The 26949-nt window shown below is 66.6% G+C and carries 30 protein-coding genes; 6 read left to right on the forward strand and 24 right to left on the reverse strand.

Annotated elements, in window-relative coordinates:
• Positions 1 to 184 precede the first annotated feature (184 nt).
• On the forward strand, positions 185 to 1267 hold the full coding sequence (locus G6N36_RS05400) for a transposase (RefSeq protein ID WP_235689974.1): 1083 nt from the start codon (positions 185 to 187) through the stop codon (positions 1265 to 1267).
• 178 nt (positions 1268 to 1445) lie between these two features.
• On the opposite strand, the gene lgt is transcribed toward G6N36_RS05400, so the two are convergent.
• The 7 genes from lgt to G6N36_RS05435 all read right to left on the reverse strand — a co-directional run bounded on the left by lgt (position 1446) and on the right by G6N36_RS05435 (position 9379).
• On the reverse strand, positions 1446 to 3587 hold the full coding sequence (lgt, locus tag G6N36_RS05405; RefSeq protein WP_163685555.1) for a prolipoprotein diacylglyceryl transferase: 2142 nt from the start codon (positions 3585 to 3587) through the stop codon (positions 1446 to 1448).
• Entirely contained in the window at positions 3584 to 4372 is a 789-nt protein-coding gene (gene trpA, locus G6N36_RS05410; protein WP_163685556.1) for a tryptophan synthase subunit alpha, read from the reverse strand. The genes lgt and trpA overlap by 4 nt, the downstream gene beginning before the upstream one ends.
• Positions 4369 to 5628 carry a tryptophan synthase subunit beta gene (gene trpB / locus G6N36_RS05415; protein ID WP_163685557.1) on the reverse strand — a complete coding sequence of 420 codons (1260 nt, stop codon included), beginning with the start codon at positions 5626 to 5628 and terminating at the stop codon, positions 4369 to 4371. The genes trpA and trpB overlap by 4 nt, the downstream gene beginning before the upstream one ends.
• Positions 5629 to 5664: 36 nt before the next feature.
• Positions 5665 to 6483 carry an indole-3-glycerol phosphate synthase TrpC gene (trpC, locus tag G6N36_RS05420; RefSeq protein ID WP_083123320.1) on the reverse strand — a complete coding sequence of 273 codons (819 nt, stop codon included), beginning with the start codon at positions 6481 to 6483 and terminating at the stop codon, positions 5665 to 5667.
• Positions 6484 to 6554: 71 nt separating this feature from the next.
• Positions 6555 to 7133 (reverse strand): TIGR02234 family membrane protein, encoded by a 579-nt coding sequence (locus G6N36_RS05425; RefSeq protein WP_163685558.1) that lies wholly within the window; start codon positions 7131 to 7133, stop codon positions 6555 to 6557.
• Positions 7130 to 8656 carry an anthranilate synthase component I gene (locus G6N36_RS05430; RefSeq protein WP_163685559.1) on the reverse strand — a complete coding sequence of 509 codons (1527 nt, stop codon included), beginning with the start codon at positions 8654 to 8656 and terminating at the stop codon, positions 7130 to 7132. The genes G6N36_RS05425 and G6N36_RS05430 overlap by 4 nt, the downstream gene beginning before the upstream one ends.
• A 3-nt stretch (positions 8657 to 8659) precedes the next feature.
• Positions 8660 to 9379, reverse strand: coding sequence for a phytanoyl-CoA dioxygenase family protein (locus tag G6N36_RS05435; protein ID WP_163685560.1), 720 nt, complete (start codon positions 9377 to 9379; stop codon positions 8660 to 8662).
• Between the two features lie 67 nt (positions 9380 to 9446).
• On the opposite strand from G6N36_RS05435, the gene G6N36_RS05440 reads away from it, so the two are divergent.
• A complete protein-coding gene (locus G6N36_RS05440; protein WP_163685561.1) occupies positions 9447 to 9911 on the forward strand; it encodes a peroxiredoxin in 465 nt (154 codons plus the stop codon).
• A complete protein-coding gene (locus G6N36_RS05445; protein WP_163685562.1) occupies positions 9908 to 10708 on the forward strand; it encodes an ABC transporter ATP-binding protein in 801 nt (266 codons plus the stop codon). Before G6N36_RS05440 ends, G6N36_RS05445 begins: the two co-directional genes overlap by 4 nt.
• Before the next feature lie 21 nt (positions 10709 to 10729).
• On the opposite strand, the gene G6N36_RS05450 is transcribed toward G6N36_RS05445, so the two are convergent.
• The 12 genes from G6N36_RS05450 to G6N36_RS05505 all read right to left on the reverse strand — a co-directional run bounded on the left by G6N36_RS05450 (position 10730) and on the right by G6N36_RS05505 (position 20031).
• Positions 10730 to 11098: a hypothetical protein gene (locus G6N36_RS05450; RefSeq protein WP_163685563.1), complete on the reverse strand. Its 369-nt coding sequence runs from the start codon at positions 11096 to 11098 to the stop codon at positions 10730 to 10732.
• On the reverse strand, positions 11099 to 12097 hold the full coding sequence (locus tag G6N36_RS05455; protein WP_163685564.1) for an alpha/beta hydrolase: 999 nt from the start codon (positions 12095 to 12097) through the stop codon (positions 11099 to 11101). It abuts the gene before it with no gap.
• The gene (locus tag G6N36_RS05460) at positions 12094 to 13101 is read right to left on the reverse strand and encodes an alpha/beta hydrolase (protein ID WP_235689975.1); all 1008 of its coding nucleotides are present in this window, start codon (positions 13099 to 13101) and stop codon (positions 12094 to 12096) included. Before G6N36_RS05460 ends, G6N36_RS05455 begins: the two co-directional genes overlap by 4 nt.
• A gap of 9 nt (positions 13102 to 13110) precedes the next feature.
• Complete coding sequence (gene hisI / locus G6N36_RS05465) at positions 13111 to 13461, reverse strand: phosphoribosyl-AMP cyclohydrolase (protein WP_163685565.1); 351 nt, start codon at positions 13459 to 13461, stop codon at positions 13111 to 13113.
• Complete coding sequence (gene hisF / locus G6N36_RS05470; RefSeq protein ID WP_163685566.1) at positions 13458 to 14231, reverse strand: imidazole glycerol phosphate synthase subunit HisF; 774 nt, start codon at positions 14229 to 14231, stop codon at positions 13458 to 13460. The genes hisI and hisF overlap by 4 nt, the downstream gene beginning before the upstream one ends.
• Complete coding sequence (locus G6N36_RS05475; RefSeq protein ID WP_163685567.1) at positions 14232 to 15047, reverse strand: inositol monophosphatase family protein; 816 nt, start codon at positions 15045 to 15047, stop codon at positions 14232 to 14234. It abuts the gene before it with no gap.
• Complete coding sequence (gene priA / locus G6N36_RS05480) at positions 15048 to 15791, reverse strand: bifunctional 1-(5-phosphoribosyl)-5-((5-phosphoribosylamino)methylideneamino)imidazole-4-carboxamide isomerase/phosphoribosylanthranilate isomerase PriA (RefSeq protein ID WP_163685568.1); 744 nt, start codon at positions 15789 to 15791, stop codon at positions 15048 to 15050.
• 1 nt (position 15792) lies between these two features.
• Positions 15793 to 16410 (reverse strand): imidazole glycerol phosphate synthase subunit HisH, encoded by a 618-nt coding sequence (hisH, locus tag G6N36_RS05485; protein ID WP_163685569.1) that lies wholly within the window; start codon positions 16408 to 16410, stop codon positions 15793 to 15795.
• Positions 16407 to 17021 carry an imidazoleglycerol-phosphate dehydratase HisB gene (hisB, locus tag G6N36_RS05490; RefSeq protein ID WP_163685570.1) on the reverse strand — a complete coding sequence of 205 codons (615 nt, stop codon included), beginning with the start codon at positions 17019 to 17021 and terminating at the stop codon, positions 16407 to 16409. Before hisB ends, hisH begins: the two co-directional genes overlap by 4 nt.
• Positions 17018 to 18148: a histidinol-phosphate transaminase gene (locus G6N36_RS05495; RefSeq protein ID WP_163685571.1), complete on the reverse strand. Its 1131-nt coding sequence runs from the start codon at positions 18146 to 18148 to the stop codon at positions 17018 to 17020. Before G6N36_RS05495 ends, hisB begins: the two co-directional genes overlap by 4 nt.
• The gene (hisD, locus tag G6N36_RS05500) at positions 18145 to 19488 is read right to left on the reverse strand and encodes a histidinol dehydrogenase (protein WP_163685572.1); all 1344 of its coding nucleotides are present in this window, start codon (positions 19486 to 19488) and stop codon (positions 18145 to 18147) included. The genes G6N36_RS05495 and hisD overlap by 4 nt, the downstream gene beginning before the upstream one ends.
• A 66-nt stretch (positions 19489 to 19554) precedes the next feature.
• A complete protein-coding gene (locus tag G6N36_RS05505; RefSeq protein WP_308205918.1) occupies positions 19555 to 20031 on the reverse strand; it encodes a hypothetical protein in 477 nt (158 codons plus the stop codon).
• 104 nt (positions 20032 to 20135) lie between these two features.
• Here G6N36_RS05505 and G6N36_RS05510 point away from each other — a divergent pair, with 104 nt between their 5' ends.
• Positions 20136 to 20549, forward strand: a complete 414-nt coding sequence (locus G6N36_RS05510) for a nitroreductase family deazaflavin-dependent oxidoreductase (RefSeq protein ID WP_163685574.1) — start codon at positions 20136 to 20138, stop codon at positions 20547 to 20549.
• A gap of 1 nt (position 20550) precedes the next feature.
• Here G6N36_RS05510 and G6N36_RS05515 read toward each other — a convergent pair whose 3' ends face one another.
• Positions 20551 to 21576, reverse strand: a complete 1026-nt coding sequence (locus G6N36_RS05515) for an alcohol dehydrogenase catalytic domain-containing protein (protein ID WP_163685575.1) — start codon at positions 21574 to 21576, stop codon at positions 20551 to 20553.
• A 63-nt stretch (positions 21577 to 21639) separates the two neighbouring features.
• Here G6N36_RS05515 and G6N36_RS05520 point away from each other — a divergent pair, with 63 nt between their 5' ends.
• Positions 21640 to 22206 carry a TetR/AcrR family transcriptional regulator gene (locus tag G6N36_RS05520; RefSeq protein ID WP_163685576.1) on the forward strand — a complete coding sequence of 189 codons (567 nt, stop codon included), beginning with the start codon at positions 21640 to 21642 and terminating at the stop codon, positions 22204 to 22206.
• On the opposite strand, the gene G6N36_RS05525 is transcribed toward G6N36_RS05520, so the two are convergent.
• Genes G6N36_RS05525 through nadA form a run of 4 tightly spaced genes read right to left on the reverse strand, consistent with a single transcriptional unit; the run spans position 22207 to position 26189 of the window.
• On the reverse strand, positions 22207 to 22686 hold the full coding sequence (locus tag G6N36_RS05525) for a hypothetical protein (RefSeq protein ID WP_163685577.1): 480 nt from the start codon (positions 22684 to 22686) through the stop codon (positions 22207 to 22209).
• Positions 22687 to 22714: 28 nt separating this feature from the next.
• A complete protein-coding gene (gene nadC, locus G6N36_RS05530; RefSeq protein WP_163685578.1) occupies positions 22715 to 23581 on the reverse strand; it encodes a carboxylating nicotinate-nucleotide diphosphorylase in 867 nt (288 codons plus the stop codon).
• The gene (locus G6N36_RS05535; RefSeq protein WP_163685579.1) at positions 23581 to 25149 is read right to left on the reverse strand and encodes an L-aspartate oxidase; all 1569 of its coding nucleotides are present in this window, start codon (positions 25147 to 25149) and stop codon (positions 23581 to 23583) included. The genes nadC and G6N36_RS05535 overlap by 1 nt, the downstream gene beginning before the upstream one ends.
• Positions 25146 to 26189: a quinolinate synthase NadA gene (nadA, locus tag G6N36_RS05540; RefSeq protein WP_163685580.1), complete on the reverse strand. Its 1044-nt coding sequence runs from the start codon at positions 26187 to 26189 to the stop codon at positions 25146 to 25148. Before nadA ends, G6N36_RS05535 begins: the two co-directional genes overlap by 4 nt.
• Before the next feature lie 47 nt (positions 26190 to 26236).
• Between nadA and G6N36_RS05545 the strand changes: the two genes are divergently transcribed.
• Positions 26237 to 26929 (forward strand): NUDIX hydrolase, encoded by a 693-nt coding sequence (locus G6N36_RS05545; protein WP_163685581.1) that lies wholly within the window; start codon positions 26237 to 26239, stop codon positions 26927 to 26929.
• Positions 26930 to 26949 lie beyond the last annotated feature (20 nt).

The following is a 26949-nucleotide window of genomic DNA, read 5'->3' on the forward strand; positions in this document are numbered from 1 at the left end:
GCTGGGTTGTCTTCCAATTGATTTGTCTCACCGGCGACGTGCGGGCAAGTACCACAACAGCCCTGGTAGGGCGGACATGACTTAATCAGGAGCCTGTCCGCTGCCTCATCAATGTCTTGTCTGCCCGCCCTACCGGGTTGTCACTCGGCCGCACGGTTCATTGCACGGAGAGGACACCACCATCGTGACATCCCCACGCCGCGTCGTCATCGGCGCTGACACCCACCTCGACACCATCCACGTGGCTGCGATCACCGATACCGGCGGACTGCTTGGCGATGCCGAATTCCGTACCAACCCGAGCGGCTACTGGGCCGCGATCTGCTGGGCGCGTAGTTTCGGCGAGGTCGTCGCTGTCGGTGTTGAGGGCACCAGCTCCTACGGTGCAGGCTTGACACAAGCATTGCAGATCAACGACATTCACGTCGTCGAGGTCAACCGTCCCGACCGCTCGGCGCGGCGCCGCCAAGGCAAATCCGACCCTCTCGATGCTTATAGCGCTGCTCGTGCGGTGTTGGCCGGCCACGGCCTTGCCGTGCCAAAGACCCCACACCGGGGCCCTCAAAGCGCTGCTGATCGCTCGTCGCGGCGCGATCAAAGCCCGCACCGCGGCTATCCAGCAGATCAGGACCTGCTCGTGACCGCCCCGGCCGACCTTCGGGAACGCTACCGCCGTTACCCCACCACCCTGCGTCTGGTCGAAGCGCTGGCCGGCTGCCGCCCCAGCGCACACGAGAACCCCACAACGGTGTCGGTGCTGATCGCCTGCAAAGCGCTCGCGCAGCGCATCGGGTACCTCGAGCGCCAAGACCGTGAGCTGACCGCTGAGCTCGACGCCTTGACCGCCGCGCTCAACCCCGCTTTGCGGGCGGCCTACGGAGTGGGCCCCGACACCGCCGCCCAACTGCTCATCACCGCCGGCACCAACAGTCACCGACTACGCAGCGAAGCAGCGTTCGCCATGCTGACTGGGGTCGCACCGATCCCGGCCTCATCGGGAAAAACCAACCGGCATCGGCTTTCCCGCGGCGGAGACCGCGCCGCCAACAACGCCCTGCACCGCATCGCTTTGGTCCGCTGGTCTCACGACCGACGAACCCGCGACTACGTCGCCCGCCAACTGGCCGCCGGGCGCAGCAGAAAGACGTCCTACGTCTACTCAAACGGGCCATCGCTCGCGAGATGTTCCGACACCTCACCCAGCCCTGCCCCATCGACGACTACAGCGACCTACGTCCAGCCCGCCAAGCCCGCAACATCACGTTGACCGCCGCGGCAGCACACTTCAACGTCTGGCCAATCACGATCTCCCGACTCGAACGCGGCCTCAAACGCGACGACACCCTCGCAACCAACTACCGCCAATGGCTAAACACCCTGATCATCGACGCTGCTTGACCCATAACAGAGATAGGAGCATCCATTCGGCCCTTGGGCTGTAACAGTCAGCGGCTGCGACGGAGAATCCGGCGGAGTCGACCGCCGCGCTCTTGGGGCCGGGCGACCGGTGGTGTTGGTTCGGCCTTCGGCCGTACCACTGTGGCCGCAGTATCCGAAACCAGCGAGTCAGACGTCTGTTCGCCAGGATCCTGTTCAGCCTCGGAGCCGTCGGATTCCTCCGCCTCGGCATCGTCGGCTGCTGAATCCTCGGCGGCCACGTCGGCGGCCACTTCTTCGGCCTCATCGGCACTTTCGACCGCGGCGTCGTGGACCTCGGGTGCGGCCTCTTGCGCTTGGACCGCGTCCGCACCCTCGACAGCGCCGACCCCGCCGACGGACTCCGACTCGTCGTCGTCGCTGTCCTCGGCCTCCTCGGGTGATTCGTCGGTCTCGTCCTCGACGTGTTCTGCGGCCTCAGCCAGCTCGACCGCGAGTTCGTCGGCTCCGGCATCTTCAGCTTCAGCGTCGTCGTCCGTGCCGTCAGCTTCTTCGGTCGCCACTGCTTCGGCAACTTCTTCGGCCTCATCGGCACTTTCGACCGCGGCGTCGTGGACCTCGGGTGCGGCCTCTTGCGCTTGGACCGCGTCCTCACCCTCGACAGCGCCGACCCCGCCGACGGACTCCGACTCGTCGTCGGTGCTGTCCTCGGCCTCAGCCGACTCGACCGCGAGTTCGTCGGCATCGGCATCTCCGCCGTCGGCGGCTACCGCTTCGGCGACTTCTTCGGCCTCGTCGGCACTTTCGACCGCGGTCTCATGAACCTCATCCGCGGCCTCCTGCGCCGCGACCGCGTCCTCACCCTCGACAGCACCGACCCCACCGACGGACTCCAACTCGTCGTCGGTGCTGTCCTCGGCCTCCTCGGGTGGTTCGTCGGTCTCGTCCTCGACGTGTTCTGCGGCCTCAGCCAGTTCGACCGCGAGTTCGTCGGCCTCGGCTTCTTCGGCGTCGTCGTCCGTGCCGTCAGCTTCTTCGGCCGCCACCGCTTCGGCGACTTCTTCGGCCTCGTCGGCACTTTCGACCGAAGCCTCCTCACCGGCTGCGGATTCCTCAGCCTCGGCCGCTACCGCCGCCGCAAGCAGTTTGGCTTCGGCGGCAGTCTCTTCATCGACGGAATCGTCAGGCTCGACATCTTCCACATCGAAGTGCTCATCCGCTTCGACCCGAGCATCTTCGTCCTCATCCTGCCCAGCCGCCTTGGCCGCCGCTACCACGCCCGAAGTCGCCGCGACAGCGACCAGTTCGTCGGCCACCTCGCTGACGAGGGACTCATCGTGCGGCTTCCCTTTCAGCGTCGCCGGGTCCTCGCGCCCCTTCGGCGCCACCATGAAGTACACCATCGCACCGATGAACACGAACGTCGACGTGAACGAGTTGACCCTGATATCGGCGATCAGCGTGGCCTGGTCGCTACGCAACAGTTCGATCCAGAAGCGACCCAAGCAGTAGCCCGCGACATACAGCGCGAACAACCGGCCGTGACCGATCTTGAACCGTCGATCGACCCAGATCAACAGCGCGAAAATCAGGACATTCCACAACAATTCGTACAGGAATGTCGGATGTACGACCTCATACAGCTGGCCCGTCGATACACCGTTGGCCAGGTCCGGGCTCACCACGCCGTTGGCGCCCTCGCGCTCGTAGATCTCCAGACCCCACGGCACCGTCGTCGGTCGCCCGTACAACTCCTGGTTGAAGTAATTGCCCAATCGGCCGATCGCCTGCGCCAGAATGATTCCCGGCGCAATCGCATCGCCGAATGCGGACAGCGGAATGCCACGATGCCGGCACGCGATCCATGCTCCGACGCCACCAAGTGCTACCGCACCCCAGATTCCCAGGCCACCGTCCCAGATTCGCAGCGCCCCGAGAATCCCAGGCTTGCCCTCACCGAAGTACTTCGACCAGTCGGTGATGACGTGATAGAGCCGGCCGCCGATCAGACCGAACGGCACCGCCCACAGCGCGATGTCGTAGATGACGCCGCGCTCACCGCCCCTGGCTTCCCACCGCCGGTCGCCGATGACCAACGCCACCACGATCCCGACGATGATGAACAACGCATACGCACGAATCGGAACCGGACCGATATGCCAAACGCCCTGCGACGGACTCGGAATGTAGGCGAGCACAGTCGTCGTCACGCGGTAACCTTCTGCCGTACTCCTTCGGCGAGCTCAGTGGTCAGTGTCCGCACCGCGTCCTCCCCGTCCTGCAAGGCCGACACCAGCGCCGAACCCACGATCACCCCGTCCGCATAGGCACCGATCTCTGCCGCCTGCTCGCGTGACCGCACACCGAGGCCTACGCCGACCGGGATATCCGACACCGCTTTCACGCGGCTAACCAACGCGGGCGCAGCATTGGATACGGCGTCGCGCGCGCCGGTCACACCCATCGTCGATGCGGCATAGACGAATCCGCGTGAAGCCTCGACCGTCGCCGTCAACCGCTCCGGCGTCGACGAAGGCGCCACCAGAAAAATGCGGTCCAGGTGGTGGGCTTCCGATACCTCGATCCACTCCGACGCCTCGTCGGGAATCAGATCGGGCGTGATCATCCCCAGTCCGCCGGCTGCGGCCAGGTCGCGCGCAAACGCGTCGACACCCCAGCGCAGCACCACATTCCAGTACGTCATCACCACGGCCCGACCGCCCGCGTTGCTAATCTGCTCGACGGCTGCCAACGTGTCGCGCACCCGCACACCGCCGCGCAGCGCAACTTCGGTGGCCGCCGCGATCGTCGGCCCGTCCATACCCGGATCCGAATACGCGATGCCCACCTCGACGAGATCGCAGCCGGATTCGACCAGCGCAGTCATCGCCGAGATCGACTTCGGCACATCGGGAAAGCCGGTCGGCAGGTAACCGATCAGCGCGGCGCGGTCTTCGGCCCGGCACGTGTCGAACATAGCGGCCAACCGGCTCACGATTCACCGTCCATCAGGCCAAACCATTTCGCCGCCGTCTCGACATCTTTGTCGCCGCGTCCCGACAGGTTGACCAGGACGATGGCGCCGCTACCCAGCTCCTCGCCCAGCTTCAGCGCTCCCGCGACGGCGTGCGCCGATTCGATGGCCGGGATGATTCCCTCGGTGCGGCACAACAGCGCGAACGCGTCCATCGCCTCGGTGTCGGTGATCGGCCGGTACTCGGCACGGCCGATGTCCTTCAAGAAGGCATGCTCGGGACCTACACCCGGATAGTCCAAACCAGCCGAAATCGAGTGGGATTCGATGGTCTGACCATCTTCGTCCTGAAGCAGGTACGAGAACGAACCCTGGAATGCCCCGGGTGTCCCACCCGCGAATGTCGCTGCGTGACGACCGGTTTCGACGCCGTCGCCCGCCGCTTCGAATCCGACAAGCCGCGTCCCGGGGTCGTCGATGAACGCGTGGAAGATTCCGATCGCATTCGACCCGCCACCCACACACGCCGTCACCGCATCGGGCAGCCGGCCGGCCTGCGACTGGATCTGCGCACGCGCCTCGAGCCCGATCACCCGCTGGAAGTCACGCACCATGGTGGGGAACGGGTGAGGTCCCGCCGCAGTGCCGAAGCAGTAATAGGTGTTGTCGGCGTTGGTGACCCAATCGCGAAAGGCTTCGTTGATCGCATCCTTGAGTGTCTTCGAACCGGCCTCGACGGACACCACTTCCGCGCCGAGCAGGCGCATCCGCGCGACGTTCAGCGCCTGACGTGCCGTGTCGACGGCACCCATGTAGATGATGCACTCCAGACCCAATAGTGCACAGGCGGTAGCGGTCGCCACCCCGTGCTGGCCGGCGCCCGTCTCGGCGATCACCCGCGACTTGCCCATCTGCTTGGCCAGCAGCGCCTGACCGAGCACATTGTTGATCTTGTGAGATCCGGTGTGGTTGAGGTCTTCTCGCTTCAGGAACAGTCGTGCCCCGCCCGCATGTTCAGAGAGCCTGGTCGCCTCGTAGATCGGCGACGGCCTGCCGGTGTAGTGGCGCTGCAGCCGATCCAGTTCGTCGAGGAACGCCTGATCGCCACGAGCCTTCTCGTAGGCCGAGGTCACCTCTTCGATCACCGTCATCAGCGCCTCGGGGACGAATCGTCCACCGTAGACACCGAAATGACCACGCGCATCGGGGTCGTGAACGGTGGGTTCGGCCACCGCTGCGCTGGAACGCGGCAACTCCGGCCCGGCGAGGTCGGCCATCAACGATGCTCTTCGCGCAAGCGGCTCATCGCCGTGTCAGCGTGAGGGTTTCGGGCAGGACGGGTGCGTACCTGCGGTGACCAGATCGGCAACGGCGCCGCGGGGGTCACCACTGGTGACCAGTCCCTCGCCGACGAGTACGGCATCGGCGCCTGCCCCGGCGTATGCGAGTAGATCGGCAGTGCCCCGGACTCCCGACTCGGCGATGCGGATGACCCCGCTCGGCAGGCCAGGGGCGATGCGCGCGAAGCAGTCCCGGTCGACGTTCAGTGTCTTCAGATCGCGTGCGTTGACTCCGATGACCTTCGCGCCGGCCTGCAGGGCTCGATCGGCTTCTTCTTCGGTGTGCACCTCGACAAGCGCTGTCATTCCAAGCGATTCGGTGCGGTCGAGCATGGACTCCAGCGCCTGTTGTTCGAGCGCGGCGACGATCAGCAGCAGCATGTCGGCGCCGTGCGCGCGCGCCTCGTGAATCTGATACGGGCCGACGATGAAGTCCTTGCGCAGCACCGGGATTGACACCGCTGCGCGCACCGCGTCGAGATCGTCCAGCGAGCCGTTGAACCGGCGCTGTTCGGTCAGCACACTGATGATGCGTGCGCCGCCGTCCTCGTATGCGCGAGCGAGCGCCGCAGGATCCGAGATCGACGCCAGCTCTCCACGTGACGGGCTGGCGCGCTTCACTTCCGCGATGACACCGATGCCGGGTTCGCGCAGAGCCGCCAACACGTCCAGCGGAGACGGTGCGGCCTTGGCCGCTTCCTTGATGTCTGCGAATGGCAGAACAGCCTCGCGAGCTGCAACATCAGCGCGAACACCCTCAATGATGGTGTCGAGCACGGTTGCCGAACTCATGGGTGTTGATTCCTCTCGGATGATGCCCACAGATCTCTAACGAAGGGTAACGGTCGCCACACCCTCCGGTGTCACCGCCCCTTGTCCGGGTCGGTCGGGTCACGGCCCTCGTCGAGTGCTTCCCACAGCTGTCGCTCCGACATCGCGTCGTCCGTTTTGTCCGCCGGAACAGCCGTACGGCGTGCGTAGCGAGCCATGCCTGAGTTGTTCCTGGATGCCGAGCGCAGCAGCAGCACTGCGCACACGAGTGTGACGACCGCTGCCAGCGCGGTGATCACTGCACCCCCGTAATGCCGCTGAGTCCCAACCAGGTCGGCAACTGGTGCATCGGCCAGATCCGACGCCCTGACGCCGACGTCACGCATCACCCACAGGCTGATCGCCAGGTACGCCATACCGGCGCTGGCGATCGCTGCGAGTACGGCCAACGCCCGCAAGGGCCAGCCCCGCACCGCCAGCGCGGCGACGGCGGTGGCCAGCAGCAGAACGGCCAGCGGCACCAGTGCGGTCGACCACGCCCCACCAGACAGCGCGATAGTCCTGGGCTGCCCCAGCCCGTCGAACGACGTCACATCGACCCACGCCATCCGCGACGCCCCCCACAGCCCCGCCGCGGCCAGTACCAGCCCCAGTTGCGCGATCCGAATCACGGTTCGGTCAGCGTTTCTGCGGCCGCGATGGCGTTCAGCACCGCGCGGGCCTTGTTCGCCGCCTCGGTGTACTCGTACGGCCCGTTGGAGTCGGCCACGACTCCACCACCGGCCTGCACATACGCCGTGCCCGCGCGCATCAGCGCCGTGCGAATCGCGATCGCGAAATCGGCGTTGCCCGCGAAGTCCAGATAGCCGAGCACGCCGCCGTACAGCCCGCGACGGGTCTTCTCGACCTCCTCGATCAGCTCCATGGCACGCACCTTCGGCGCCCCGGACAGCGTGCCTGCCGGGAAGCACGCCGTGACCGCGTCCAGCGCGGTCTTGTCGTCGGCCAGCTCGCCGTGCACCGTCGACACAATGTGCATGACGTGGCTGTAACGCTCGATGTGGCTGTAGTCCTCGACCCGCACGGTGCCGGGCCGGCAGACCCGACCGAGGTCGTTGCGGCCCAGATCGACCAGCATCAGGTGCTCGGCGCGCTCCTTGTCGTCGTGCAGCAGCTCCTTCTCGAGCAGCAGATCCTCTTCCTCGGTCTGCCCGCGCCACCGCGTGCCGGCGATCGGGTGCGTCGACGCCCGGCCATCCTTGACCGTCACCAGCGCTTCCGGGCTTGATCCAACGATCGAAAAGTCCAGTCCGCCAGCATCGTTGGGCACATTGAGCAGATACATATACGGACTCGGGTTGCTCACCCGCAGCATCCGGTACACGTCGAACGGATCGGCGTCGGTGTCCATCTCGAACCGCTGTGACGGCACCACCTGGAACGCCTCGCCGGCCTCGATGTCGCCGACGAGTTTCTCGACGATCGCCGTGTATTCCTCCACAGTGCGCTGTGCACGGTGCAGCGGCTCGGGCCTGCTGAACGTCGCGACGGTCGACGCCAGCGGCTCACCGAGGGCCGCGGTCATCACATCGAGCCGGCTGACCGCGTCGTCATAGGCCCAGTCCACCCGCTCGTCGGTGCCGTTCCAGTTCACCGCGTTGGCGATCAGCGTGATCGTGCCCTCATGGTGGTCGACGGCGGCAACGTCAGTGGCCAGCAGAAGCAACATGTCCGGCAGTCCCAGATCGTCCACCGCACGCGACGGCAGCCTCTCCAAACGTCGCACCATGTCGTAGGCGAAGAACCCCACCAGACCCGACGAAAGCGGGGGCAGGCCCGTCACCGGCTCGGTCTTCAGCAGCTCCAGCGTCGCGCGCAGGGCCGCGAGCGGCTCACCGCCGGTGGGTGCATCCTGCGGGGTGGTGCCCAGCCAGACGGCCTCGCCGTCACGGACCGTCAGCGCCGACGGCGCACCGGCGCCGATGAACGACCAACGCGACCACGACCGGCCGTTCTCGGCCGACTCGAGCAAGAACGTCCCTGGCCGGTTGGCGGCCAGCTTGCGGTAGGCCGAGAGCGGAGTCTCACTGTCAGCCAGCACCTTGCGAGTCACCGGCACCACTCGATGCTCGGCGGCCAGCGCCCGGAAGTCCTCGCGTGAGGTGGTGAGGGCGAGGTTGGCGGTCGTTTGCACTCATCAATCCTCCCAGACGCGTGCCAGCGGCGACGACGACGCAGGGGTCAGCGGGCTGGTCAGCACGACCGGCCCCTGCGCCATGAACCGCGGGGTGCGGCCGCGGTGCTCGTCGGCGGCATGCACCGTGAACGGGTGAACGAGGAACATGTCGCCGGGTCGTCCCGTGGCGTGCACCACCGGACGGTGCGCACTCACCTCGTCGACCAGCCGACCCATCTCGGCGAACGTAACCGGATCGGGACCCAGCACGCGCGCCAAGTCGCGGTGTGATCCGGCGCGGATGCGAGTGGGTGCGTCGTCCGGACCGACCTCCGAAAGCAGGGTGAGCATCAGCACGGTGTGCGGACGTCCGGTCACCGCCCACGACCCGTCGGGTTGCGGCGTATTGGCATCGATGTGCCAGCCGCGGTCGTCGTTGGGCGGCGCAACGGGGAACCGCACAGGGATGTTGCCCAGCGCGCCTCGCGGCAACCACCCTCCTACACCGCAGACAACGTCCAGCGCCTGCGCAAGCGCCGGACTGCGCACCAACTCACCGAACGGCCCTTGCCCCGTCAGATCGGCCGCCCAGCGAACGGGCTCCGACCAACCGGCGGGATCATCGGGAGATAGCTCCAGCTGCTGCCACAGCACGGCACGCGCCGCATCGGCGACACTGCGGGAAGCCACCTGCTCGATCTTCGCGTAGCCGTTGGACAATAACCCGTCGACATCCAGCATCGGACGTACGCTCTCATGGCCATGGCAACCCGCGCCAACGAATTTCGGTGGGCGTAGCGTGGCGATCATGAAACGTGGCGACCAGGTTGCAGAGTTCGAATTACCGGACCAGACAGGCACTGTGCGAAGCCTTACAGAGTTGCTTGCGAGTGGACCGATCGCGCTGTTCTTCTACCCCGCCGCAATGACGCCGGGATGCACGAAAGAAGCGTGCCATTTCCGCGATCTCGGCGCGGAGTTCGCCGCGGTCGGTGCCAGCCGCGTCGGCATCAGCACCGATGCCGTCGAGAAACAGGCGAAATTCGCCGACAAGCAGAGTTTCGACTATCCCTTGCTGTCGGACACCGGCGGAGCCGTCGCCGCACAGTTCGGGGTGAAGCGCGGGCTGTTGGGCAAGCTGTCGCCGGTCAAGCGGACAACGTTTGTGATCGACACCGATCGCACGGTCCTCGAGGTGATAGCCAGCGAGGTGAACATGGACACCCACGCAGACAAGGCGCTGGAGGTGCTGCGCCAACGTCAGTCGGCGTGACACCGGATCTCGAACTCGCCGACGTGACGTTCCGTCGCGACGGCAAGCAGATCATTGACGGCATCTCACTCACCGTGAACGCCGGTGAGCACTGGGCGTCGCTCGGTCCGAACGGTGCCGGCAAGAGCACACTGCTGGGATTCTGCGCGGCGGTCACGTTTCCGAGCTCGGGCACCGTGCGCATTCTCGGCGAGCAGATGGGGCGCGTGGACCTCGCGCGATTGCGTCACTCCATCGGTCACGTCAATCCCCGTCACCGGCTGCAGTATTCGTTGACGGTGCGCGAGGTGGTGCTGACGGGTATCACGGCGACCATCGACCTCCCGATGCGTTGGACGCCCGATCCCGAGGAACTCGGTCGGGCGAACGCGATGATCGATGCGGTCGGCTTGTCGCACAAGGCGACTGACGTGTGGCCGAACCTCTCGCAGGGGGAACGGGGTCGCACCCTCATCGCCCGCGCGCTGGTGTCCGAACCGCGACTGCTGTTGCTCGACGAGCCGACAACGGGCCTCGACGTCGCCGCACGAGAACAGCTGTTGGAAACCATCGATTCGCTCGACGAGACGCATCCCGAGGTCGCGTCGATCCTGGTCACCCACCATCTCGAAGAGCTGCCGACCACCACGACGCACGCCTTGCTGATCGCCGAAGGGCACACCGTTGCCGTCGGTCCCGCGCGGACAACGGTGACGACCGACAACGTCAGCGCCGCGTTCGACCATCCCGTGGTCGTCGGCTACGACGAAGGCCGATGGACCGCCCGCGCCAAGGTCACCCGCATCATCGACCGGTGACCGTCAAAGGTGGGCTAGTCGCTAGGGCTGCGTGACGACGAGAACCGTTGAGCGGTCCTTCGGGTCGACGCGAACCGGCACCCGCGCACCCACCGCGATGTGCGGTGCCGTCGACAGTTCCAGCGCCACCCGCCGCGTGGCCCGGTAGGGCTCGCCACCTGCAAGCTCGACGTCTAACGAGAGCTCATGCCAGGCACCAACTGTCGTGGCAGCGACGTTCTGTTCGAATCCGACGATTGTGGCAACCTCGGGCAGGCCTTCACGAATCAAGCGATCACGCTCGACGCCCAACGTGTTGAGTTCGTCGAATGCGGACAGTGCCTCGCGCTTGCTCGCACGGGTGACCCGGGCGCCGGCATTGATCCTGACAACCCGATCGAACCAGCCCATCTACCCGTCCGCCAGTAGATGGGTTCGCAGGTGCTCGAGCAGGCTTGCGCGAAACTCCCGCATAGATGGCGCTTTCGACTTGATGCCGTCGGCTCCGTGGTACATCCCCGGGACAGTGACCAACTCGCACGGCACGCCAGCCTCCCGGAGGCGCTCTGCGTAGTCGACGTCCTCATCGTGGAACACATCGAGCTCGCCAACCCCGACCCAGGCGGGTGCGAGCCCCGACACGTCGACTCGGCGTGCGGGAGCAGCATATTCGGGGGCATCCGACATCCGCGGGGCGCGACCGAGATAGGCCGTCCAGCCGAACGTGTTCGATTCCGGCGTCCACGCGAAACGTCCCTGCCTCCCATGGTCGCCACGCAGCGCACATCTGTCGTCCAGCATCGGATACACCAGTACTTGCGCCCGCAAAGCGATGCCTTCGTCGTGGCAACGCTGGGCCACCGCGGCCGCTAGTCCGCCGCCGGCGCTGGCGCCGATCACGGCGACCCGTCCAGCATCGATGCCCAAATCGGTGGCGTGGGAGAGCATCCAGCGCAGTGTCGTCATGCAGTCGTCCAACCCCGCGGGGTAGGGATGCTCGGGCGCCAAACGGTAGTCAGGTGAGACCGCGACCACCCCGAGGTCGCTCACCAGGCGGCCGGTGCCGGCCGCCTCGAACTCTGGCGTGCCGACGACGTAGCCTCCGCCGTGGATCCACAGCACCGCCGGACTCGGTGTATCGCGCTGAAACGGCGTGAAAAGCAAAGCGCGTACAGAGGACTCGCCGACACAGTGCTGCGTGACGGACACCTCGGATCCCGGCTTGGTGCGGAACTTGAAGATCAGCCGAAACGCGCCAAGCTTATTAGCGGTCAGCGGGGTGGCGACGTACGGCAGGATGGGACTGCGTAACTCGGGTGCGACGTGAACCAATGCATCTTGGATTCGAAGGTGGCTGCGCACGATCGCGGCCACGATCGCCAAGCCGAGAACCGCCGCGACTCGCTTCATCCTCCCTCCTCAGCAGTCAGATGCGTTCGCAGATGGTCGAGCATGCCGGCGCGAAACCTCATCATCGACGGCGCATTTCGCGCGATACCGTCCGCGGCGTGGTACATCCCTGGAACGATGATCAACTCGCAATCAACGCCGGCTTCCCGCAACCGTTCTGCGTAAACCACGCTCTCGTCGTGAAGCAGATCGAGGTCGCCGACGCCGATCCAGGCAGGCGCAAGGCCGGTGAGGTCCGACCGGCGTGCGGGTACCGCATATTCGGGGACGCCTGAGGCGCCCGGCCGGCACCCAAGGTACGACGCCCACCCGAAGCGAGTCGATGCGGGCGTCCACATGAAATGTCCACGCGGGCCGTGGTCGGGCACGAGCGCGGTGCGGTCGTCGAGCATCGGATACACGAGTACCTGTGCTGCAAGCGGGATTCCTTCGTCATGGCAGCGCTGCGCCATCGAAGCCGCCAGACCACCACCGGCGCTGGCACCAGCTACGGCGATCCGGTTCGCGTCGACACCGATCGCATCGGCATTCGCGCCCACCCACGAAAGGGCGGCCATGCAGTCGTCCAGCGCGGCGGGAAACGGATGTTCGGGCGCGAGCCGGTACGCCGGCGCGACGACCACGGCACCGATCTCGCGCGCGATCTGACCCGTCACGAACGCTTCGAATTGCGGTGATCCCACCACGAACCCGCCGCTGTGGATCCATAACACCGCGGCACGGCGCTGATCGCTGTTTTTCGGCGCCGTGACGAGCATTCGGACGCCGGGCTCACTGGATCGGTGTTCGGTCACCGTCACGCCATCGCCGGACGGCGTGCGCAACCGAGAGTTGAAGCGAGTCATGGGTAGCATGCCCATGTTGGACGGCGGGGACAGCATCCACAGCAGCGGGCTGCGTAACTCGGGTGCGACGTCGCCCATAGCCGCACGATTGGCCAGATAGCGGCGCGCAGTCAACGCAGCCGCGGTTGCCGCTATGCCGGCGACCAGGCGTCGCTTCACACCGGAAGCTTAGGACTCTTGGGCGAGCAGCACGTCCGCATCGAAGCAACTGTGGTCGCCGGTGTGGCACGCAGCGCCGACCTGGTCGACTTCCAGCAGCACCGTGTCACCATCGCAATCCAGTCGCACCGAGTGCACATACTGGGTGTGTCCCGACGTGGCGCCCTTGACCCACTGTTCATCGCGCGACCGCGAATAGTAGGTCGCCTCACGGGTTTCCAATGTCCGAGCCAACGCGTCGTCGTCCATCCACGCGACCATCAGCACCTGGCCGGTACCCCGCTCCTGCACCACCGCGGCGAACAATCCGCGAGCGTCGCGCTTGAGCCGGGCGGCGACGTCGGAGTCCAGTGCACTCATCTCACGACGATCCCTTCTGCCGCCATGGCCGCCTTGACCTGGTAGATCGTCAGCTCCCGAAAATGGAACACGCTAGCAGCCAGCACCGCGTCAGCACCTGCAACGACCGCGGGTGCGAAATGTTCCGGCGCCCCTGCGCCACCGCTGGCGATCACCGGGACGTTGACCGCCCCGCGCACCGCCGTGATCATCGGCAGGTCGAACCCGGCCTTGGTGCCGTCGAAGTCCATCGAGTTCAACAGGATCTCACCGACACCGAGTTCGGCTCCCCTGGTCGCCCATTCGACGGCGTCGATGCCGGTCCCGCGTCGCCCACCGTGGGTGGTGACCTCCCAGCCCGACGGTGTCGGTTCCTGGTCCTGCGGCACCGTGCGTGCGTCGACCGAAAGCACGATGCACTGCGAACCGAACTGGCGCGACAACTCGGCCAGCAGTTCTGGTCTGGCGATGGCGGCCGTGTTGACCGCGACCTTGTCGGCACCTGCGCGCAACAACATATCGACATCGGCCACCGACCGCACACCACCGCCGACCGTCAGCGGAATGAACACCTGCTCCGCCGTACGCTTGACGACCTCGAGCATGGTCGCCCGTCCGGCCGACGATGCGGTGACGTCCAGGAACGTGAGCTCGTCGGCGCCCTCGGCGTCATATGCGGCAGCCAGTTCTACGGGATCCCCGGCGTCGCGCAGGTTCTCGAAATTCACGCCCTTCACCACCCGGCCATCATCGACATCAAGGCAGGGAATGATGCGAACCGCGAGGTCCATCTAGTAATCCTCCGGTGTGCCGACCGATTGCAACAGTTCGAGTAGTTCCCCGTGCACGCCCGGCGCCCCGACCAACGCTGAGCGCGATTCGGTGGTCCAATCGCTGCCGTCCAGGTTCGTGACGACGCCGCCCGCCGCCCGCACCAGCGCGACACCCGCAGCGTGGTCCCACACGTGCGCGCCGAAACTGATAGCACCGCCGAGGATCCCGGAGGCGGTGTAGGCGAAGTCGACCCCGGTGGCGCCGTGCATCCGCATGCGCGAGCACTTGCGGCTCAGTTCCTCGATCACCGCGAGCCGATAGCGCCCGGGTACCTTGCCGCGCGAATCGACGTTGAAAGTGCTCACCCCGACGATGGATTCGGACAACTTCATCGGCTGCAAGGCCGGCTGCTGAACATCGTTGCTGCGAAACGGTTTACCGACGACGCCGGTGAATCGTTCACCCGTGAACGGAATCCAGGTCAGGCCGGCGACGGGCTCGCCATTGCGCAACAGTCCGAGCAGGATGGCCGCCATCGGAGATCCGGCCGCATAGTTGAACGTCCCGTCGATCGGATCGAGCACCCATACGAGCGGCGAATCGACATCGGCGCCGCCGAACTCCTCGCCGTGCACCTCGATGCCGGTCTCCCGCCGCAGCGCCTCGACCACCTGGCGTTCGATCGCCAGGTCTACTTCGGTGGCGAAGTCGTTACCCTTCTTCTGAACTGCCGAATCGGCGCGGTGACCCTCGACGAACGGCTTGGCCGCATCGTCGAGGATCGTGGTGGCCACGGCGACCAACGCATCGAGGTCCGCCGTATCGAGGGCCATCTACGGTGCCACCGCCGCGAGCGCCTCGGGAAGCGTGAACCGCCCGGCATACAGCGCCTTTCCGACGATCGCGCCTTCTACGCCACGGTCGGTCAAGGTCGCGATCGCCCGCAGATCGTCGAGGCTGGACACCCCGCCCGACGCGATCACCGGTGCGTCGGTGCGATCGGTGACCTTGCCCAGCAGGTCGAGGTTCGGCCCGTTGAGCGTGCCATCCTTGGTCACGTCGGTGACGACGAAGCGCGTACATCCCTCGCGGTCAAGGCGTTCCAGCACGTCCCACAGGTCACCGCCGTCGGTCTCCCACCCGCGACCCCGCAATCGGTGGTCGTCGCCGGAGATCTTCACGTCTAGCCCGACGGCCACCTTGTCGCCGTGCTCGGCGACGACCTTCGCGCACCACTGCGGATTCTCCAGCGCGGCGGTGCCGAGGTTCACACGGGCGCATCCGGTGGCCAGGGCCGCCTCCAGCGAGTCGTCGTCGCGGATCCCCCCCGACAGTTCCACCGCGACGTCGAGCCGTCCGACCACCTCGGCGAGCAGTTCACGGTTGTTGCCCCTGCCGAATGCGGCGTCGAGGTCGACCAGATGGATCCACTCCGCGCCGTCACGCTGCCAGTTCATCGCGGCGTCGAGCGCCGAGCCGTATTCGGTCTCGCTGCCGGCCTTTCCCTGCATGAGGCGAACGGCGCGGCCCTCGACCACGTCAACGGCGGGAAGCAGTATCAATGTCACGGCCGACAACCTAGAGCCCCTCAACCCAATTGCCCAAAAGCAAAGCCCCGGCGTCGCCACTCTTCTCCGGGTGGAACTGTGTCGCAGCGAGCGGTCCGTCCTCAACCGCGGCCAGGAACGGGACGGTGTGGGTGGCCCACGTCAATTTCGCATCCGGGCTGCCCTCCCACTGCTGCGCGGCATAGGAGTGCACGAAGTAGAACCGGGTGTCGGGATCCAGACCCTTGAACAGGCGGGTGCCCGCAGGCGCGTCCACGACGTTCCAGCCCATGTGCGGGATCACCGGCGCATCCAGCCGGATGACCGCACCGGGCCACTGACCGCAGCCGGTGCTCTCCACGCCGAACTCGACCCCGCGCGCGAAAAGGATCTGCATCCCGACGCAGACTCCGAGCACAGGACGTCCCAGGGCCACCCGCTCGGCGATGATCTTCTCCCCACCGATCTGCCGCAGACCGGTCATGCAGGCTTCGAAGGCGCCGACACCCGGCACCACCAGACCGTCGGCGTTCATCGCCGCATCGGCATCGGCGGTCACCTCGACGGCTGCGCCCGTCCGCTCCAGCGCTCGCTGAGCCGATCGGAGGTTGCCGGAGCCGTAGTCGAGGACAACGACTTTAGCTGTCACAGTGCGCCTTTCGTCGACGGCACTCCCGTGACACGCGGATCGAACTCGACGGCCTGACGTAGCGCCCGCGCGACAGCCTTGTACTCCGCCTCGGTGATGTGGTGCGGGTCGCGGCCGTACAGCACCCGCACGTGCAGCGCGATGCGGGCGTTCATCGCGATGGTTTCGAACACGTGCCGGTTGACCACGGTGTGGTACGGCGCCTCGGATCCGGCAATGGTGAAGTGCAGCATGTGATCCGGCTCGCCGGTGTGCACACAGTAGGGCCTGCCGGAGACGTCAACCGCAGCGTGCGCCAGTGATTCGTCCATCGGGATCCAAGCGTCGCCGAAGCGGCGGATTCCCTTTTTGTCGCCCAACGCTTGCCCGAGCGCCTGGCCGAGCACGATCGCGGTGTCCTCGATGGTGTGGTGGCCGTCGATCTCGACATCGCCCTTCGCGCGCACGGTCAGGTCGAAGCTGGCGTGGCTGCCCAGTGCGGTCAGCATGTGGTCGAAGAACGGCACACCGGTTTCAACGCTGACGTTGCCGGTGCCGTCGAGGTCGAGTTCGACCACGATGTCCGATTCCTTGGTCTTGCGTTCGATCTTCGCGATACGGGACGTGGTCACTGTGCTCCTATGGATGCGAGTTCGGTAGCCGCCAGTCGACCGCTGACCTCGAGCAGCGCATCGTTCTCGTCGGCAAGTCCGGTGGTGGCGCGCAGGTAGCCGGCAATGCCGACGTCCCGGATGAGGACCCCGGCAGCCAGATAACGCTGCCAGGTGGCGGAGGCGTCGGCGAATTCACCGAACAACACGAAGTTCGCATCGCTGTCGATGACACGAAAACCCATGCCGCTCAACGCCTCCGCGACCCGATTGCGCTCGGCAATCAGCGTGGCCACACTGCCCAGAGTGTCGTCGGCGTGGCGCAGCGCTGCGCGGGCGGCCGCCTGGGTAACCACCGACAGGTGGTAAGGCAGCCGGACCAGCAGTATTGCATCAATCACCGCGGGGGCGGCGATGAGATAGCCGAGCCGTCCGCCGGCGAACGCGAACGCCTTGCTCATGGTGCGGGTGACGACGAGCCTGCTCGGGTACTCGTCGATCAGGTTGACCGCGCTGGGTTGGCTGGAGAACTCGCCGTAGGCTTCGTCGACGATGAGCATTCCGGTGGACATCGCTTCCAGGAGGTGCCGCAGGTGCTCCAGCGAAACGCTTTGTCCCGAAGGGTTGTTGGGGCTGGCGAGAAAGACGATGTCCGGGGTGTGCTCCTTGATGGCCCCGACCGCGACGTCGACGTCGAGGCTGAAGTCGTCGGCACGGTTCGCGACGAGCCACCTCGTCTGCGTCCCGTCGGAGATGATGGGGTGCATCGAGTACGACGGCACGAACCCGATGGCGCTACGTCCGGGGCCGCCGAACGCCTGTAGAAGCTGCTGCAGGATCTCGTTGGAACCGTTTGCCGCCCAGAGGTTCTCGACATCGAGGGCGACACCGGTCTGCGCACTGAGGTACGCGGCGAGATCGGCGCGCAACGCCACCGCGTCACGATCCGGGTAGCGGTGCAACTCCCCCGCGACTGCCCGGACCGATTCGGTCACGTCGTCGACGAGAGCCTTCGTCGGGGGGTGCGGATTCTCGTTGGTGTTCAGTCGCACCGGCGCCTGCAACTGCGGCGCACCGTACGGCGACTTACCGCGCAGGTCTTCGCGTAAAGGCAGGTCGTCCAGGGTGACCTTCTTGCCAACGGTCACCGTTCGAACCTCCGCCGGACCGCCTCGCCGTGGGACGGCAGGTTCTCGGCCTCGGCGAGCGTGATGACGTGCCCGGACACGTCCTTGAGCGCGGCCTCGTCGTAGTCGACGACGTGGATGCCGCGCAGGAACGTCTGCACGGAGAGCCCACTGGAGTGTCTGGCGCAGCCGGCGGTGGGCAGCACGTGGTTCGATCCCGCGCAGTAGTCGCCGAGGCTCACCGGCGCGTACGCACCGACGAATATCGCACCGGCCGAACGGATTCGGCCCGCCACGTCGCGGGCGTCGACGGTCTGGATCTCCAGGTGCTCCGCCGCGTAGGCGTTGACTGCACGTATGCCCGCCTCGAGGTCGTCGACCAAAACGATCGCAGACTGCTTACCGCTCAGCGCCGCTGCCACCCGCTCGCGGTGGACCGTGGTCTCGAGCTGGTTCGCCAGCTCCCTATCGGTGGCGTCGGCCAGCTCGGTGCTGGTGGTGACCAGCACGCTGGATGCCATCTCGTCGTGCTCGGCCTGGCTGATCAGGTCGGCGGCCACGTGCACGGGGTCCGCTGTGTGGTCGGCGAGGATCGCGATCTCGGTCGGGCCGGCCTCTGCGTCGATTCCGACCTGTGAACGGCAGATTCGTTTGGCCGCGGTGACCCAGATGTTGCCCGGCCCGGTGACCATGTCGACCGGGGCCAGCTCGGCCCCGTCCGTGTCGATGCCACCGAACGCCAGCAGCGCGACGGCCTGCGCGCCGCCGACGGCCCACACCTCGTCGACGCCCAGGAGCCGCGCGGCAGCCAGGATCGTGGGGTGCGGCAGGCCGTGGAAGGGACCCGGCTGTGCCTGCGGCGGGCTGGTGATCACCAACGAATCGACACCGGCCATCTGGGCGGGCACGACGTTCATGACCACGCTGGACGGATAAACGGCGTTGCCGCCCGGGACGTAGAGGCCGACGCGCTCGACCGGCACCCACCGTTCGGTCACGGTGGCGCCGGGAGCGAGCGTCGTCGTGGTGTCGGTACGGCGCTGGTCGGCGTGCACAGCACGGGCGCGGTCGATCGCCACTTCGAGCGCGGCACGGACGTCGGAGGGCAGTTCGTCGAGCGCGCTCTGCAGATGAGCCGCGGGCACCCGAACCTGCGCGGGTCGCACGCCGTCGAACGATTCACCGAATTCGAGGGCAGCTTCAGCGCCGCGCTCGGCGACCGCGCTCACGATGGGCCGAACCTTCGGCAGCACCGCATCGACGTCGACGCCACCGCGCGGCAGGGCCGACCTCAGGCGCGCAGCCGAAAGCTCGGTGCCCCGCAGATCGATGCGGGCGAGCAGGGCTGACGAATCACTCACGTAGCCATTGTCCCAGAACAGGCCAAATCGTTATCGGCTGAGCCACGCAGCGTCGCGCCAGCGCGCTTACTTGCAGAGATCGGCGATCTCGGCGCTGGAAGCGTCGGCTTCCTTCAGCCTCGCTGACTGGGCCGGATCGGAGTTCGGGATGCCCGCGATCGAGTAAGCCCCGATATCCATCAATCGGTTGGCGAACGTGCGGATGGCGTCCGTCAGATCAGGCGACGTATCCGGCGGTAGACGAGCCAGCAGGTACTGACCGCCTTCGACGAGCGACAGACGCGCGTTGGCGGCGACGGCCATCGAGCCGGTGACGTCCTCGGGGCCGCCCGGGGCTTGCAGGTTGGTATTCGTCTGGACGCCCGCCCGAACGATGTTGAACGCCTCGCAGACCATGGCCTTGGGGTTGTCGGCAGTATAGCCGGTGAAGACGGAAGGCGACTCTTCGGACTGAGCTGCCTGGGACGACTTCGAGTCCTTGATCAATACCCAGGCGGCCAGGCCCACCGCGATCAGCGCGACGATGAGGGCCAAGACGGACACGATAGAGCTCTTGGCAGACTCCGCTGTCTCAGACATGCGGCCGACACTAGCTCCACCTTCGGGGCCGTCGATTCGATTCTCATCGTCACGTAGTGTCCAGATTCATGTCCGCCAAGGATCACCCCAACAACGCGCCGGGCGTCCCGATGATCTATCCGCCCGCGTTCGAGCGCCTGCAGATCAAGTACATGAACCCGATGGTCAAGCGGATCGCGCGGTTCATGCCCGGCGTCGCGAAGATCCAGCATCGCGGCCGCAAGTCGGGCAAGAGCTACGAAACCGTCGTCACCCCCTTCCGTAAGGGCAACACCCTCGCGATCACGCTCGGCCATGGGAAGACCGACTGGGTCAAGAATGTGCTCGCCGCCAACGAGGCCGACGTGATCTTCGGCTCGCGCATGGTCCACATCGTCAACCCGCGCATCCTGCCCGCCGGTAGCGGCGGCGCCCAGGACCTGCCGTTCATGGCGCGCACACAAGCGAAGAAGATGGCGATCCTCGTCGCCGATATCGCTTGAGCTAACGCATGAAGACCGTCTTGCCCGTCATCGCGGGCCAGACGTCGGCCGCCGCATCCCACGGCGCCACGCGGTCGACCGCGGGAGTGACATCGCAGCCCGCCTGGAGTAGTTCGATGACCTGGGGAATGAAGGCGCGGGCGTTGACCCGCCCCGTGACCAACCTGACCCCGCGCGTGTACATCGAGAGCAACGGCATCTCAACCGCGCCCTGGTAATAGATGCCGGTGTCGGTACACGCGCCATCGGGCCACGTCACGCGTAGCGTCGCCGCCAGCGCGTCGGGGTCGGCTGAGGTGTGGACGGTGACCGGGTAGCTGCCCAGCGACTTGTCCGGCTTGGGTATGTCATGCACTGTGGCCCCCAGCTTTTCGGCCGCGGCCAGCCGGTGTCGATCGATGTCGACATAGTCGACGCGGTAGCCGAGCGTGACGCCGAGTCCCGCCGCGTACAGGCCGATGGATTGCCTGCCGACGACGAGGACACGTCGATCGACGTCATCGAGCGCGTCGAGTTCGGCCCGGTAGGGTCCGACGCCGCGCCACCCGTCGACGATGTTGTCCGAAAGCGAGGCGATGCCGATGGGATCCACCTCGCGCGGTATGGGCACCAGCATCGCGTCGGCGTACGGCACGTGCACCAGATCGGCCATGAATCCACCACCGTCGAACCCGGCGAGCGGCGCCATTCCGTACATGGCCATCAGCGGCAGCGCGCCGCACGATCCCGTCACTCCCCTGCGGCATTCGCGGCATTGCCCGCAGCTGATCTGGAACGGAATCACCACCTGGTCGCCGGGCACCACACTCTGCACGGCATCCCCCACGGCGACGACCTCACCGATGCCCTCGTGTCCGACGGCGTGTCCGGGCGGCATCGGGAGCCTGCCCTCGGCGACGGCCACGTCGAGGTCGCAACATGCCACCACCGTCGGACGAACTATGGCCTGCTCGGGGGCTTGGATCACGGGCTCGGCGGTTTCACGCCAGGCGTAGGTGCCCATCTCCTCGAATACCAGCTGTTGCATCGGCGTCCCTTCTTTAGCGACCGTTCAAGTATTCTTGAGTGACCTTTCAAGTAAAGTCAAGGGATGCCCCGCCCCGATCGGAGCCGCGCCGCACTCGTCGACGCCGCCGCCCTGCTCTTTCGCAGGCAGGGCTATGCGGCAACCGGTGTGAACCAGATTCTGGAGACCGCTGACGTCAAGGCCGGATCGCTGTACCACCACTTTCCCGACGGCAAACAGCAACTGGCCGCCGCCGTGGTGGACAGCGCAGGAACCGACATCGAGACGCGACTGCGGCAGTTCCTCAGCAGCGGGTTGCCGGTGTCCGACATCGTGGACGGCTGGATCGATCTGATGTCCTCGGGGCTGGCGATCGACCGGCGCGACGGCTGCCCCATCGAACCGATCGCGACCGAATCAGTGAACGCGAGCCCGCTCGTTCGTGAAGCATCGTCTCGGGCATTCCGCGCGTGGCGCATGGCCATCGCGGACCGGCTGCGCGACGACGGGTGGGCCGAGCCCGACGCGAATGAGACGGCGCTCGCCGTCATCGCGCTGCTCGAAGGGGCCCTCATCCTGTCGCGTATCGCGGGTGACAGTGCCGCGCTCGACGCGGCGAAGGTGGGCGCGCGCACGCTGCTCACCAGATAGCTATTTGCACAGCTCTTCGAGGCTGGCGTTCACGTCGTCCGCGTTCTTCAGTCGCTGCGCCTGCGCGGGATCGTCGTTCGTGACGCCGGCCGTCGCGTTGGCGCCGATGTCCATCAGGTTCTCGGCGAACTCGCGGACCTTGGCAGCCAGATCCTCCGGAGTCGCGGGGTCCAGCCGCGCGAGGAGGTACTGGCCGCCGTCGTACAGCGAAACCCGCGCATTGGCAGCCACCGCCTGCGCGCCGGTGACGTCACCCGCCCCGCCCGCCGGCATCAGGTTGGTATTGAGCGAAACCCCCCGTCGCACGATGTCGACGGAAGCGCAGGCCCTGGCCTTGGCATCGGCGACCTGTGCCGCGTCATAGTCCCTGTTAGCGGGGTCCGACCGATACAGCGAAAAGGCGGCCAGTCCGAGCGCGGCGACCGCGACAACCAGACTGATGACGGTCAGCACCACGAGGCGGCGCGAAACGGCGTTCACGATGCGCCATCGTAATGACCTGTGCTGTTTAGAGATCCAGGCCGATGTCGAGCACCGTCACCGAGTGGGTGAGCGCACCGACTGCCAGGTAGTCCACACCCGTTCCGGCGTACTCCGCCGCCGTCTCGAGTGACAGGCCGCCCGAGGACTCCAGCTCGGTTGCAGGCGAGCGCGCATCACGGCGCTGCACCGCAATCTGCGTCTGCCACACCGGAAAATTGTCGAGCAGCACGAGTGCCTGATCCCCCAGGTTCTCGGCGAAAACCTCGTCGAGTTGCTCCAGCGAGTCGACCTCCACCTCGCACGGCAGATCCGGCGCGGCCGCCCGCACGGCACGCAGCGCGGCCACCACCGAGCCGGCGGCCGCGACGTGGTTGTCCTTGATCAGCGTGGCGTCACCCAGCCCCATCCGGTGGTTCACACCGCCTCCGACCCGGACCGCGTACTTCTGCAGAGCCCGCAGTCCGGGCAACGTCTTGCGGGTGTCCCGGATCTTGGCTTCGGTACCCGCAACGGCGGCCACCCAGTCCGCGGTCGTGGTGGCGATACCCGACAGGTGACACACCAGGTTCAGCGTGGTCCGTTCGGCAGTCAGCAAGCCCTGCGTCGGCGCTTCGACGGCCAGCACCACCCCGCCGGCGTCGAGCCGCTCACCGTCGTCGACACGATGCTTGACGACGTACCCGCCGGCACCGATCACCTCGTCGAGTACCAGCAGCGCGATGTCCACACCGGCGATGACGCCGGGTTGCCTGGCGACCATCGACGCGGTCGTCGTGGCATCCGCGCTGACTGTCGCCAGCGTGGTGACATCGGGGCCGTACCGCAGGTCCTCCTCGAGTCCGCGGGCGATCACCCGGCGAGCCTCGGTCAGCTCATCGGCAGTCAGTTCCATCAGACGCACACCACCGCGGGCACCAGGCTGCGGGCCATCGTCGGGTCGGCAGTCGGATAGTCGGCGCGGTGGTGACAACCCCGCGATTCGGTGCGCTCCAACGCGGCCGTCATCACCGCACCCGCCGCGCATGTCAGCGCCACATCTTCGAAATCCCTGCGCGAGTTGAGCTTCCGTGAGGCCGCGGTCTCCAAGACCTGCCCCAGCGAGCGCAGGCCGGCATCGTCTCTGACCACCGCCGCGTACCGCGTCATCGCCCGCTGCAGCTCGGCCCTCGGCAGTGCGCGCCGAGTCGTGGACTCCGGCGCTGCCGCGGTGGCGATTCCGGCATCCGAAGCGTGGGCCGCTGCCGCCGTTCCGGCCCGGCGGCCGACGACGAGGCCTTCGAGCAGGCTGTTGGAGGCCAACCGGTTCGCGCCGTGCATCCCGGTGCGGGCCACCTCCCCCGCCGCGAACAGACCCGCCACTTCGGTGCGCCCATGCACATCCGTCACCACTCCGCCGCAGCTGTAGTGCGCACCCGGGACGACGGGGATGGCTTGACGCGTCGGATCGATACCCGCCTCGCGGCACGCCGCCGTGACGGTGGGAAAGCGCTTCCTGAAGCTCTTGATGCCGCGTGCGTCGAGGTAGACACAGGGATCGCCGGTCTCGGTCATCCGGGCGTCGATGGCGGCAGCGACGATATCGCGCGGCGCGAGGTCGCCCATCGGGTGCACTCCCTCGGTCACCGAACGGCCCTGGGAGTCAACCAGAACCGCACCTTCGCCACGTACCGCCTCGGTGATCAGCGGCCGTCTCCCGCCCGCATGCCCGTCGAACAGCATCGTCGGGTGGAACTGGATGAACTCGAGGTCGGACACCGGCAGGCCGGCCCACATCGCCAGCGCCACGCCGTCACCGGTCGAACCGTCGGGATTCGTGGTCGCCGAGTACAGGTGCCCCAATCCGCCGGTCGCCAAGATCACGGATCGGGTGTGGATGATTCCTGGACCATCGTCGTTGAGCGTCAGGACACCGGTGACCGCGCCGTCGTCGTGCAGGATCTCCAGCGCGACGTGGTTGCGACGGATGTCCAACCGAGCCGCGGCGACGTCGAGGGCACGCTGCACTTCCGCACCGGTCGCATCACCTCCAGCGTGGATGATCCGCCTGCGCGAATGACCACCCTCGCGGGTCAGGGACCACTGTCCGGGTCCCGCTTCGTCGAAGCGCGCACCGTCTTCGACCAGATCACGCACCGCGCGGTAGCCATCGGCGACGATCGAACGCACCGCTTCCGGGTCACACAATCCGGCCCCCGCCGCCAACGTGTCGGCGACATGGGCGTCGACCGAATCGCCTTCTTCCCGAAGGACTTCCGGTAACACGACAGCGATGCCACCCTGCGCGTAGAACGTGGCGGTGTCGCCGGCCTTGCTCAGGACCATCACCTTCTGGCCCCGACGGTGTGCGGCGAGCGCCGCGCACAGACCCGCCACGCCGGTGCCGATGACGACGACGTCGGCACGCAGTTGCCAGTAGCCGGCTAAGCGGCCTGAGCCGCCGCAAGCGGCCTGGCGCGTCACTCGCCGCCGCCGGGTTGTCCGATCTCGATCATCCGCAGCACGCTGGCACGGGCCAGACGGGCGGTCTCGGGATCGACGTCGACTTCGTCCTTGCCTTCCACGAGGCAGCGCAACAGCGCGGCCGGGGTGATCATCTTCATGAATTTGCACGACGCCCGGTCATTGACCGCTTGGAAGTCGACTTCCGGTGCGGCGCGGCGCAACTGGTGCAGCATCCCGACCTCGGTCGCGACCAGCACCTGGCGTGCCCGGGTGTCGCGGGCCGCGTCCAGCATGCCGCCGGTCGACAAGATCTTGACCCTGTCCTCAGGGAACGCGCCCTCCCCGGCCAAGTACAGAGCCGAAGTGGCGCAACCACATTCGGGATGTACGTACAGTTCGGCGTCCGGATGCGCGCGGGCCTGGGCGGCGAGTTCGTCGCCGTTGATCCCTGCGTGCACGTGGCATTCACCAGCCCACACATGCAGGTTCTCGCGGCCGGTGACGCGGCGCACGTGAGCGCCGAGGAACTGGTCCGGGCAGAACAGCACCTCGCGGTCGGCGGGGATCGAGGCAACGACCTCGACCGCGTTCGACGACGTGCAGCAGATGTCGGTCTCGGCTTTCACCGCGGCGGTGGTGTTGACGTAGGACACGACCACAGCACCCGGGTGTTCGGCTTTCCAGGCGCGCAGTTCGTCCGCGGTGATCGAGTCGGCCAGGGAGCATCCCGCCCGCTGATCGGGTATCAGCACCGTCTTGCCCGGAGACAGGATCTTCGCGGTCTCGGCCATGAAGTGCACGCCGCAGAACACGATGGTGTCCTCGGGGACTTCGGCGGCGATGCGCGACAACGCCAGGGAGTCGCCGACGTGGTCTGCGACGTCCTGGATCGCCGGCAGCTGATAGTTGTGCGCCAGCAGCGTCGCACCGCGTAGACCGGCCAGGCGGCGCACCTCGGCGGCCCATTCCTGATCGCCGTCGACGCCAGAATATCCGTTGGGACCTGCGACTATGTGGTCCACCAGATCGTTAGCGGGCATGCGATCCAAAACCGTCATAGCCGCCTCCTTACCTCCGTCGAGGTTTTCGACTTACAATCGAAAACATGTCCCATAGTAGCACCGAGCATGAGGTGCTGGCCGCCGTGTTCCAGGTTCGAGCTGTCGGTTCCCCGAAACCCGCACTTCACGTGCTGTTGTGGCAGCGTGCACTGGAGCCGGAGGCCGGAAAATGGGCTCTGCCGGGCGGCAGCCTGCGTCACGACGAGGATCTGACCAGCTCCGTTCGGCGCCAGCTGGCCGAAAAAGTCGACCTGCGTGAGGTTGCCCACCTCGAACAGCTCGCGGTTTTCTCCGATCCGAGCCGCGTGCCGGCCACCCGCACCATCGCATCGACATTCCTCGGGTTGGTGCCCTCCCCCGCTACCCCGGAATTGCCGCCGGACACTCGATGGCACCCGGTCGACAATCTCCCGCCGATGGCGTTCGACCACGGCCCGATGGTCGAGCACGCCGTTGCGCGCCTGGTCGCCAAGCTGTCGTATACCAACATCGGGTTCGCCTTGGCGCCAACTGAATTCGCCGTGTCGACACTGCGCGACATCTACAGCGCTGCGCTGGGCCACCCAGTAGACGCGACCAATCTGCAACGCGTGCTGGAACGACGCAACGTGATCACCCGCACCGGTACGACGGCTCGATCGGGCCGCAGCGGCGGTCGTCCCGCCGCGCTGTACCGGTTCACCGACTCGCGCTACCGAGTGACCGACGAATTCGCTGCATTACGCCCGCCCGGGTGAGTCGGCTGGCTTCTTAGTGC

The sequence above is a fragment of the Mycolicibacterium gadium genome (assembly GCF_010728925.1).
Lineage (GTDB): Bacteria > Actinomycetota > Actinomycetes > Mycobacteriales > Mycobacteriaceae > Mycobacterium > Mycobacterium gadium.

Excerpts from the sequence above, each read along its gene's own strand:
- G6N36_RS05435 (WP_163685560.1), bottom strand. The coding sequence starts at position 9,379 with ATGCTGGATGTCGACGGGTTATTGTCCAACGGCTACGCGAAGATCGAG.
- G6N36_RS05520 (WP_163685576.1), top strand. The coding sequence starts at position 21,640 with ATGCCCCGCCCCGATCGGAGCCGCGCCGCACTCGTCGACGCCGCCGCC.
- G6N36_RS05545 (WP_163685581.1), top strand. The coding sequence starts at position 26,237 with ATGTCCCATAGTAGCACCGAGCATGAGGTGCTGGCCGCCGTGTTCCAG.
- hisF (WP_163685566.1), bottom strand. The coding sequence starts at position 14,231 with ATGGACCTCGCGGTTCGCATCATTCCCTGCCTTGATGTCGATGATGGC.
- G6N36_RS05475 (WP_163685567.1), bottom strand. The coding sequence starts at position 15,047 with ATGGCCCTCGATACGGCGGACCTCGATGCGTTGGTCGCCGTGGCCACC.
- G6N36_RS05440 (WP_163685561.1), top strand. The coding sequence starts at position 9,447 with ATGAAACGTGGCGACCAGGTTGCAGAGTTCGAATTACCGGACCAGACA.
- nadC (WP_163685578.1), bottom strand. The coding sequence starts at position 23,581 with ATGGAACTGACTGCCGATGAGCTGACCGAGGCTCGCCGGGTGATCGCC.
- G6N36_RS05515 (WP_163685575.1), bottom strand. The coding sequence starts at position 21,576 with ATGCAACAGCTGGTATTCGAGGAGATGGGCACCTACGCCTGGCGTGAA.
- G6N36_RS05450 (WP_163685563.1), bottom strand. The coding sequence starts at position 11,098 with ATGGGCTGGTTCGATCGGGTTGTCAGGATCAATGCCGGCGCCCGGGTC.
- hisI (WP_163685565.1), bottom strand. The coding sequence starts at position 13,461 with ATGAGTGCACTGGACTCCGACGTCGCCGCCCGGCTCAAGCGCGACGCT.
- trpB (WP_163685557.1), bottom strand. The coding sequence starts at position 5,628 with ATGGCCGACCTCGCCGGGCCGGAGTTGCCGCGTTCCAGCGCAGCGGTG.
- G6N36_RS05455 (WP_163685564.1), bottom strand. The coding sequence starts at position 12,097 with ATGAAGCGAGTCGCGGCGGTTCTCGGCTTGGCGATCGTGGCCGCGATC.
- nadA (WP_163685580.1), bottom strand. The coding sequence starts at position 26,189 with ATGACGGTTTTGGATCGCATGCCCGCTAACGATCTGGTGGACCACATA.
- G6N36_RS05510 (WP_163685574.1), top strand. The coding sequence starts at position 20,136 with ATGTCCGCCAAGGATCACCCCAACAACGCGCCGGGCGTCCCGATGATC.
- trpC (WP_083123320.1), bottom strand. The coding sequence starts at position 6,483 with ATGAGTTCGGCAACCGTGCTCGACACCATCATTGAGGGTGTTCGCGCT.